Source organism: Gemmatimonas sp. (assembly GCF_021298855.1).
Classification (GTDB): Bacteria; Gemmatimonadota; Gemmatimonadetes; order Gemmatimonadales; family Gemmatimonadaceae; genus Gemmatimonas.
The window spans coordinates 23,147-30,288 of sequence record NZ_JAJTHI010000013.1 but is presented as its reverse complement, the minus strand read 5'-3'; the positions used below and the strand labels follow the sequence as shown (position 1 = coordinate 30,288).

Below are 7,142 nucleotides of genomic sequence, written 5' to 3'. Positions count from 1 at the left end.
CCGTATCCGCTGGCGGCCACCATGGACTCGGCCGCCGCAATGGGCATAGGGATCAATGTGGGGTACCAGGTGGGACACAACACCGTCCGCCAGCAGGTGATGGGGACCGCCAACCGGGCGCCCACCGCGGAGGAGTTGGCCCGCATGCGCGCGATGGTGGCGCAGGGGATGCGCGACGGCGCATTCGGGGTGAGCACCGGGCTGATCTACATCCCGGGAACGTACTCGAACCTTGACGAGGTCCTCGCGCTGGCGGGCGAGGCAGGGCGCGCGGGGGGGATGTACACGTCGCACCTGCGCGGAGAGGGGCTCGGGCTGTTGGAGGGCGTAGCCGAGGCGCTGGAGATCGGGCGGCGGGCGCGCGTCCCGGTGGTGCTCACGCACCACAAGGCGGTGGGGCCGCGGATGTGGGGGCAGAGTGTCACCACGCTGCGCATGGTGGATTCGGCGCGCGCGGCGGGGACCGACGTGATGGTGGACCAGTATCCGTACACGGCGGCCTCCACCACCTTCGACGTGCTCCTGCCGCCGTGGGCGCTGGCGGGGGGGCGCGACTCCCTGCGGGCGCGGCTGGCGGTCCCGGCGCAGCGGGCGCGGATCGAGCAGGAGATCCTGGCGCTGTTGCAGAACGACGGGGGCGGTGGCGACGTACGGCGGGTGCAGTTCGCCAGCGTGGCCTGGGACTCGACGCTCAACGGCAAGACGCTCCGCGACTGGGCGGACCAGCGCGGGGTGGGGGCGGGGCTGGAGGCGGTGGTGCCGCTGGTGATCGAGGGGTACTTCAACGGCGGAGCCGCGGTGGTCCTCCACCTGATGGACGAGGGGGACGTACGGCGGATCATGGCGCACGCGACGACGATGATCGCCAGCGATGGTCGGCTGTCGGTGCCCGGGAATGGGGTACCGCACCCGCGCAACTACGGCACGTTTCCGCGGGTGCTGGGGGAGTACGTGCGCGCGCAGCGCGTCCTCACGCTCGAGGAGGCGGTGCGGAAGATGACGGCGATGCCGGCGGCGCGGCTGGGGCTGACCGACCGCGGATGCCTGCGGGTGGGGTGCGCGGCGGACGTGGTGGTGTTCGACCCCGCGACCGTGCGCGATCGCGCGACGTTCCTGGCGCCGCACCAGTATCCGGAGGGGATCCCGTGGGTGTTCGTGAACGGGGTGGCGGTGGTGGCCGATGGGGTGCCGACCGGCGCGCGCCCTGGCGTCGTGGTACGGAAAGGCGTGCGCTGACGAACAGATCGCCGGCTGCGCCCGGCGGCCCCGCCCGGTGCACGAGTCCGTTCCCCTGCTTCCACCAGCCGGGGGCCGTGATGCAGGGACACACCGCCGCGGCGGGGCGCGCAATCACGATCTGGTTCGTCGTGACCCCATGGGTGGCCACCCGCTGGCCCTGCGCCCGCGCGGCGAGTGGCGTCGCAAGGGGCGCGGCGGCCCCGAGCAGCAGGAGAAGGGCGACGCACCCGACGGGTGGTCATGGCGTGAGGTGACGCAGGAGGAACTGGGTGCGCAGGTCCTCGTTGTACGTGGCCACTCGCCCGAACGGCGAGTGCGCGGTGTTGGCGTACACCATCAGCTCGTGCTGGAACCCCACCTGCACCAGCGCGTCCGACATCTTCGCCAGCTCGCGCATGGTTCCGGTGTCGTTGAGTCCGCTCACCAGCAGCAGCTTCCCGCGCACCTTGGGCGCGAGGCGGATGACGTTGGCGGCGTCGTACAGCTCCGGGTAGTCGGCGGGCATCCCGAGGTACACCTCGTAGAGATCGCCGCCGCCGGGATCGAAGCCCGGGAACTCGGCGGAGGCGACCCGGTACAGGTCGCCGGCCTGCGCGAGGCCGCGCACCGCGAAGTGCGCGCCCCACGAACGGCCCCAGATGCCCACGCGGGACAGGTCGAGGAACGGCAGTCGCGCCCCCAGCTGCCGAATGGCGCCCGCGTGGTCGGCGATCTCGTAGTTGCCCCAGTTGTGGAACACCGCGTCGTGAAACGCCTTCGAGCGCCCCGGCGTGCCGCGCGCGTCGAGCGTGACGACCACGAAGCCCAGCTGGGCGAGCGCGCGGTTGTAGGCCGACTGGCCAGTTCCGGCTCCGGCTTCGAACTCCAGCGAGCGCGCCAGGGTCTGGGGGCCGCCGTAGATGTACTCGACCACCGGGTACTTGCGGGTGCTGTCGAAATCGGCCGGGAGGTGCATGGTGACCCACAGGTCGGTCACGCCGTCGGCGGCCTTCACGACGTACTCGCGCGACGGGGTATAGCCGAGGGCCTGCAGACGGCCGAGGTCTCCCCGCCGCAGCTCACGCACCAGCGTGCCATCCACACGCCGCAGTTCGGTGCGCGGGAGCTCGGCGGGCGTGGAGTAGCTGTCGACGAAGTGCGTGCCCGACGGCGACAGCGTGACGCGGTGCACGCCGGCCCCCTGGGTGAGCTGCTGCGATCGGCCGCCGGTGAGGGCCACCCGGTACAGGTGGGTGTCGTAGGGGCGCGCCGGGTCCCCGTTCGCCCGGTAGTACACCCAGCCGGCGCGCTGATCGATGCGCGCCACCTCGATGACCGGGAAGGCTCCCAGGGTGAGCCGCGCCACGAGCGTCCCGCTCATGTCATAGCGGTAGAGATGGTCCCAGCCGTCGCGCTCCGAGCGCCACAGGAAGCCGGTGCCATCGGGCAGCATCGTGAAGGGCAGATCGGCGCCGCTCACCACCTCGTGCTGGTTGGTGAGGAAGGTGCGCGACGTTTCGGTGAGAATGACCCGCGTCTCACCGGTGGTCGCATCGGCGGCCAGGACGTCCACGCGGTTCATGAGGCGGTTGTACTTCGCGAGCATGACCGTCCGGCTGTCCGGCGTCCAGCCGAGGAAGACGACATAGGTATCCCGCGTCTCGCCGAGCGCGAGCGCCACCGGGGCGCGCCCGCTGATGTCCACGACGTGCGGGGCGAAGCGCGGTTGCAGGGCGCCGGCGCGCGCCGAGAAGACTTCCTGCAACTCCTCCTGCGGCTTGAGCCACTGCACCGTGGGAATGCGGGTCACGCCGCGGGTGTCGACCTTCGAGGCGAACAGCCGCTGGCCGTTCGGCGCCCACGGGCTCGACTGCTCGGTCTCGACGATCCAGCGCGTGTCGGCGGTCCCGTCGGTGGTGAGCATGGTGGTGCGGCCATCGACGGTGGCCCGGACGGCGAGGTTGTAGTCGCGGGTCGAGGCGAACCACCGGCCGTCGGGCGAGAGGCGTTCCATGAGCTGCAGCTCGCCGATCCCGAAGAAGCTTTCCTGCCAGAAGGGTTGCGGTGTGACGCGCGACCGCTCGCTGCCCAGCAGGCGGAGTGCGTCGCTGTAGGCTTCGGGCTCGACGGCGGGCGTGACCCGGTAGGTGGTCAGGTCGAGCCGCCACCGACGCCCCTCGAGCTCGAACTGGACGAGGTCGGGCCCCACCATGGCGAAGCGGGCGAACGGGACGCCGCGCCCCGCCGGCTCGCCGCGCAGGGCGGCGGTCAGCGCCGCGCGCAGGCGCGGCCCGTCGAACATCGGTGACGCCTGACCGGTGGCGACGTCGACGCGCAGGATCTCGCGATCCTGCGGCGACCCCTGCGTGTACCAGAAGCTCGCGCCGTCGGGCAGCCACTGTGGCACCAGCCGCATGTCGTCGATGAGCCCGCCCAGCTCACGGTACGCCCGAAAGCGGGCCCAGTGGGTGGAGTCGGGGCCCGCCTGCGCCCCGAGCGCCGAGGCGGCGATGAGCCCGAGCCCAAGCAGGCCGGTCCAGCATGGCGTACGTGACACGATGGTAGCTCCGCATGAGCGCCCGCCGAACCGGCAGGCGAAGTGGTGTTCGATGTGCTGCGCGAGCGCGGGCCTGGCGGGACGTGGTCGCCATGGCCGTGCGCAACATACAGCCGGCGAGCCCGAAGCAGGGGATCGTGAAGAGCTCGTCAGAGGTCGGGTGAATATGCCAGCGATGCGCGCCGTCGAAGACCGCGAACGGGCGGCCGGACTCGCGGGCACAGCGGATGTCCACCAGCGCGATCCGAACGACGCTCGTCATCCGCTCGCTTTCCGCCGCCGAGCGTTCGAGCTGAGCTGCCTGGCGTAGCGGGTCAGCTGGCGCGCAGGGTTGGACCGCAGTGGACAAACCGGATAGCCGGCGGGCCCGCACTATCGCGGGACGACGAGAGCGCCAGACGCATGCACCACGCGACCGCCCACCACGGTCAGCACACTGCGCGTGGACGGGAGGGCTGCCGCCGGCGCGGTGAAGATGTCCTGCGACAGAATCGCGAAGTCGGCGAGCATCCCGGGGGCGATGGTGCCCTTGCTGGCCTCCGACCACTCCGCGACCGCCGAACCACGGGTCAGGATGATCGCCGCCGCCTCACGGGAGATGGCTTCTGCTGGTCGATTGGACATGGTGACGGCAGCGGCGAAATCGATGAACGGATTGGGTTGACCGTCCGAGCCGTACGCCACGGGGATGCCTGCCGTGAGCCAGGTGCGGTAGGCGGCACTCGACCGCGGTTGGGCGACGATGATGCCCAAGGCGTGCGCCCGCGCAACGAGCGGCCCGGTGAGCCGACTCGCATGCTCGAAGCGCACCCGCTTCGTACGCCAGACGGAATCGGGCGCGAGGGATTCCATCATCGTGAGCAGCACCACGACGGTGCTGTCGCCCACGACGTGCAGCAGCAGCTGGTCACGCACGTCGCTGCCGGCGAGTGCCTCGCGCAACATGGCGCGGATGGTGTCGAGCGGGAAATTCAGCTCACCGAACCACCCTGGGCGGCCGGCATAGGCCGTCCGATTGAGCGCACCCTGTTCCTGTGGCGTACCCTCGAGCACGTACTTCACGCCCGAGACCGAGACCATCGGTGCCACCTGCACTGGCAAGTCGGACCAACGGCGGAGCTGGCGTCCGCCGGCACCGGGCATCGGCCACCGCACGACGCGCACTCGCACCGGCAGCGCCGCCTCCCGCAGAATGCGCTGGGTACTGGGGGCGTCCCAGGTACTGGCCATGTCCTGCACGCTGGTCACACCGAACTCGAGCCGGCCAAGCACGTCACGCCGCACCGCGGCCACCGCGTCGCGCTGTCGCTGCCTCGCCTGCGCACGCTGGATCGGCGCCCACCCGTCGTACTCCACCAGCATGCCGGTGAGTCGGCGGTCAGCATCGCGTTCGTAACGCCCGCCGAGCAGGTCGGACGCCGTGTCGGCGATGCCGAGCGCGCGGAGTGCCGCCGAATTGACGACGATGCCATGCCCCCACGGTGCACGAAGCAGCACCGGATGGTCGGGTGACACGACGTCGAGCGCGGCCCGGCGCGCGAGCGGGTCGAACAGGATTCGCTGGCCAAGTGACGCCTGCAGCCAGGTGCCTTTCGGTGTCCGCGGCGCGATCTGCCGCAACGAGTCGAGCACCTCCTGCAGCGTCGGGCCGGCGGGCGTCGTATCACGGGTGCCGAACGTGAGGCCAAGCGACCCCTCGCCCAAGTGCACGTGCGCATCGTTGATCCCTGGGATGACCACCCGGCCACCGGCGTTGACGCGGCGGGTGCGCGCACCCGCCAGGGCGCGCATCTCGATCGTGGTGCCAACGGCGATGATCCGGTCACGCCGCACTGCGAACGCCTCCGCCCACAGCCGCGTGCTGTCCGCGGTGAAGACCTTGGCGTCAGTGACAATCAGGTCCGGAGACGATTCCTGTGCGCCCAGCCGAACGGGCATGAGGCCGAGTGCCACGAGCAACGGAAGGTAGGCGCCGCGCCGCCGGGGCGTGGCGCACCGATCGTTGCGTGTTGGCGCGGGCACGCCGTCGGTTCGGGTGACAACTCGCAGAGCGAACATGGACATCACCTCGTGAGCGGACGCAGCAGAACATGGATTCGCGCCAGCGCGCCGCGCGCTACCGGATGCGCCCGACTGCAGCACGCATCGTCAGACCGGCATGGCGTGTACGTTGCGTCGACAGCGGCTCAGTACATCACCCCGTTCGACGACGTCAGGATGCCAGCCCTTGCCGTGACGGAGTACACGGGGCCCGGGGCCGTCCAGCTGGCGGCATCGAAGGTGCCGCCGATGGGCACCCGCGCGACCGTCATGGCGTGGTAGGTGAGTGGGGCCGAAAGTGTGCCTCCGGGCGACGACGGCGGGGTCAGCAGATACGCGCCACCTCCCGCACCGAACACGGTCGCCCGGTGATTCGCCGCGAGGCCAACGGCGGACCCTTCGTCAATGGCGAGCCCCCGCGGCGCGCGGGCACCATCGTCGGCCTGCAGCCGAGCCAGGAAGGTGTAGAAGCGCCCCATGCGATCGCGGGTCACGAAGTGCGGCTCGGCGATCACGTTGGCCAGCAGCGGGACGTCGAACAGGTCCTTCGCGAACGTGATCGAGCGGTCGTAGGGATTTGCCAGCGCCACGTCCGAGGTGGTGGACGCGAGCTGGGCGGAGTAGATGTGCCGCGCGAGTACGCTGAGCCCAGCGCTGGTCCCCCCGATCGGATAGCCTTGGGCAACCCGCGTGTTGACCGCGCGCTGGAGGCGTGTGCCGCTCCAGCGGTTCACATACGTGGACTGGTCACCGCCGGCGAGGAAGAGTACCTCGGCACGCGCGATGGCCGCCGCCACACTGTCGCTGTTGGCGCCCTCGGTGGAGGTGATCACGTACGTTGCGACCGAATTGGCTCCCAGCCGTTCGAGGAAGCTGTTGTAGCCGTCGCTGCCGCTGGTGCGCAACACGACAACATCGCCGAAGTACGGCTGGCCCCCGCGCGTGGTTCCGGCGACGCCGCCCTGAGCCAGAAGCCACGCCATGCCCACCGCGTCATCGGCGCCGCCCCCGGCCAGATAGACACCTCCGGCCGGCGAGGCGGTGGCATTGGGAGTGCCGGTCACGTACGCCGTATAGCCGGTCGGCAGGGCGCCAATTGGTGACGTCGGCGGGGGCACCGGATCGCCGACACCGCCGCACGCCGCAAGCAGGAGCCCGCACGCCGCGCGCGCCACCATCATCTGCCCGCCGCGCGCGGGCACGCTGCGCATCAGGCGCGAGCAGCAGCACAAGGCGAAGGCGGTCGGTTGCGTGCGGGCACCGCGATCGCGGGCGACGGCTGGCATGGTGGCAATCTTGCGGCCGAGAACCCGCCCGACAAGAATCC

The 7,142-nt window shown here is 70.8% G+C and carries 4 protein-coding genes; 1 reads left to right on the top strand and 3 read right to left on the bottom strand.

The annotated features are described in order from the left end of the window. Nucleotides 1-1,236 (top strand): amidohydrolase family protein (locus LW840_RS06010; RefSeq protein ID WP_291276606.1); only part of this gene is annotated, 1,236 nt, incomplete at its 5' end. A gap of 241 nt (nt 1,237-1,477) precedes the next feature. Here LW840_RS06010 and LW840_RS06005 read toward each other — a convergent pair. The 3 genes from LW840_RS06005 to LW840_RS05995 all read right to left on the bottom strand — a co-directional run bounded on the left by LW840_RS06005 (nt 1,478) and on the right by LW840_RS05995 (nt 7,101). Next, nucleotides 1,478-3,775 carry a DPP IV N-terminal domain-containing protein gene (locus tag LW840_RS06005; RefSeq protein WP_291276605.1) on the bottom strand — a complete coding sequence of 766 codons (2,298 nt, stop codon included), beginning with the start codon at nt 3,773-3,775 and terminating at the stop codon, nt 1,478-1,480. Between the two features lie 372 nt (nt 3,776-4,147). Continuing rightward, entirely contained in the window at nt 4,148-5,728 is a 1,581-nt protein-coding gene (locus LW840_RS06000) for an amidohydrolase family protein (protein WP_291267292.1), read from the bottom strand. Nucleotides 5,729-5,961: 233 nt separating this feature from the next. Then, the gene (locus LW840_RS05995) at nt 5,962-7,101 is read right to left on the bottom strand and encodes a cyanophycinase (RefSeq protein ID WP_291276604.1); all 1,140 of its coding nucleotides are present in this window, start codon (nt 7,099-7,101) and stop codon (nt 5,962-5,964) included. Nucleotides 7,102-7,142 lie beyond the last annotated feature (41 nt).

What these genes read in the sequence shown, in the direction of transcription:
- LW840_RS05995 (WP_291276604.1), bottom strand. Translation starts at nt 7,101, where the DNA reads ATGCCAGCCGTCGCCCGCGATCGCGGTGCCCGCACGCAACCGACCGCC.